Annotated in this window: 2 protein-coding genes; both read right to left on the reverse strand. The window is 43.2% G+C overall.

All coding sequences use genetic code 11. The features are described from left to right. Positions 1-186: 186 nt before the first annotated feature. Positions 187-822 (reverse strand): hypothetical protein, encoded by a 636-nt coding sequence (locus KDK19_RS18890; RefSeq protein ID WP_257252638.1) that lies wholly within the window; start codon positions 820-822, stop codon positions 187-189. A gap of 169 nt (positions 823-991) precedes the next feature. Beyond that, positions 992-2,667, reverse strand: a 1,676-nt coding sequence (locus KDK19_RS18895; RefSeq protein ID WP_257287287.1) for a hypothetical protein, incomplete at its 5' end; no start/stop codon positions are given.

The raw sequence follows: 2,667 nt of genomic DNA on the forward strand, positions 1-2,667 counted from the left end.
TAGACCAATTTATTGCAACCGCAGTAGGACAGTCTTAAGTCCGACAGGCTCCTGGAATAGGATATGGCAAGAGTTTTTTTGACACTATTTTTCGAAAACTTTTTCGGAAACTATTTACGCTATCCTGGCAAGCTGATGTTTAAAGTTCCCTTTGCGGCTCATCAGCTGCACAAAGCAAGATCGAAGCTAATCAGAAATTTTTGTATAGATTCTCATTCCTGTGTGTAATGCAAAAACTGGCCATTGAGCATCTGCGATAAAATCACCATTTTTGTTATTGAATGAACAGGCATCAGCCGAAAATTTAGGCTCTAATTGATACATTTCAGGTCTGTAACTAGCCAGTAAAGACGGCGATGTGAGTACGGTAATTTGATGATTAAGAATGCCAGAACTTAAAAGCCCAAAAGAACAACGGCCTATCAAAGATTCTCGAACACACATACGGTAGTGACCCCCCATAAGAACAAGGCTTGTAATCTTTCTTTCTTTTAAAAAAGGCAATAAGGGAGGCTCAGTTTTTGCGTTAAGCACACCTAGCGCTTGCTTGGTGCAGTGAAAATCTGGTTTTTTAATAACATCATAGATATGCCTTGGATGTGCTTCTTTGTGCTCATGAACGACAATGATTCTACATCCAAGCTCTTTACAAAAGCGAAGGGTTTCTTGTTGGCTTTGTTTTCTAACAAGATGATTCTCAACAGTCTCAGAACTCCATTTTTTATCCATCTCATCTATTACGATGACTGCCGTGTTGGCATGATGCTCTGGTTTATGAAACTTAACGATATCTCCAAGTAATGAACCGTTTATTATTGTCATTAATCACTCTCCTTTTAAGTCTTTAGCTTATTGGACAATAATCTAAATTCATTGTTTGATATTTTGTTATGGTGATTAACATTCTTGTCATTAAGACTAAGTAGTCAAGGTCGCCTTTCAATGGATGGCGGCGGTAGCCTGGTTAATCTGCATAAAAAGTTCAAGCTAGTCATTCATCCATCCTTAGCTCAATGATTTTCGCCGGCTCATTTTCATGGATGATCAACAGATGGCCATCGGCGCTGAAGGTGGCTGAGGTGATCCCTCTAAGATTGGAAATGTAGGCTTTTTTCTGCCATGTCCCATCGCTTGTCTGGCCATAAATTTCCGCCTCGTTATTGTTAGTGGTGATGACCACATGGCGTCCATCGATGCTAAAGCTTGCTGATTTGAGATATGAAACAAAGAAAACGACGGTTTTTCCTTCCCAGGATCCATTGAGCTTTCGGCTATAGATTTTCGCCTTCCTGTCTACACCGAGGGTGATCACATGGCGGCTATCGGCGCTAAAGGCTACTGAGTTGATTTGCATATGATGGGAAATGGTAGCTTTTTCTTCCCATGATCCATGATCGTTCTGGCCATAGATTTTCGCCTCATTATCTTGACCGTGGGTGATCACATAGCGGCTATCGGGGCTGAAGGTGGCTGAGTAGACCCAACCATTATGAGAAATGGTGGCTTTTTCTTTCCATGATCCGTCTTCCTGACCATAGATTATCGCCCTGCCATCTTGACCGGAGGTTACCATATGGCAGCTATCGGCGCTGAAGGTGGCAGAGAGGAAATGATCTCCATGGGAAAAGATGGTTTTTTCTTCCCATGACCCATCGTCCTCCAGGCCACAGATTTTGACCTTGAGACCTGTATTGACGTTGCTATCTGCACTAAAGGTGATCATATGGCGGCTATCGGCGCTGAAGGTGGCTGATATGACTGAATCATCATGGTGAATGATGGCTTTTTTTATCCATGACCCATCGTGAATCTTGCCATAGATTTTCGCTTTGCAATCATAGCTGGTGCTCACCACATAGCGACCATCGGCGCTGAAGGTGGACGATGATACTAAAGTGTTGTGGCTAATAATGGCTTTTTCTGTCCATGACCCATCGTCTTCCCGGCCGTAGATTTTCGCCTTGCCATTGATACTGGTGGTCACTACAAAGCGACCATCGGCGCTGAAGGTGGCTGATGTGAGAGGGTTATCATGGGAAATGATGGCTTTTTCTTCCCATGATCGTTCGTCCTTTTTACCATAGATTCTCGCCTTGCCGTCTGCACTGGCGGTCACCACATAGTGGCCATCGTTACTGAGCATGAATGATCTGACAGAACCATTATGGGAGATAGTGCCTTTTGCTTGCCATGATCCGTCGGTCTCCCGGCCATAGATTTTCACCGTTTGACGATCACAGATGCTCACCAGATAGTGACCATCGGCACTCAAGGTAGCTGAGTTGATCTCGCCATAATTGGGAAGGGTGGCCTTTGTCTCAAATTTAAATGTTTTACATTCAATCATCAGTTGAGTGAGAGTGGAAAAGAACAGGGCAGGGCAATAAAAACTCGCCTGGCGATCCATGACTGATTTGACTAATGCCTTATCCTTTGTAAAACGGCTCAACCAATCCTCGAGTTGATCTTTATCTTTTGCAGTGCCGATGGTTCTTGGAATAGCCTGGTGAGATGAAGCAATCTGGCGATACCATGCCCTTACCAATGATGCATCATTTTTGAGAGCGTTGTTAATGTATGAATTTGTCAGTGTTAAACAGACAATATCACGAGTCTGCAAATATCTATAAATTTTGGATTGTATTTCAATGGGTAAATCGAGCAATA

It is taken from the genome of Endozoicomonas sp. ONNA1 (genome assembly GCF_024606325.1).
Classification (GTDB): Bacteria; Pseudomonadota; Gammaproteobacteria; order Pseudomonadales; family Endozoicomonadaceae; genus Endozoicomonas_A.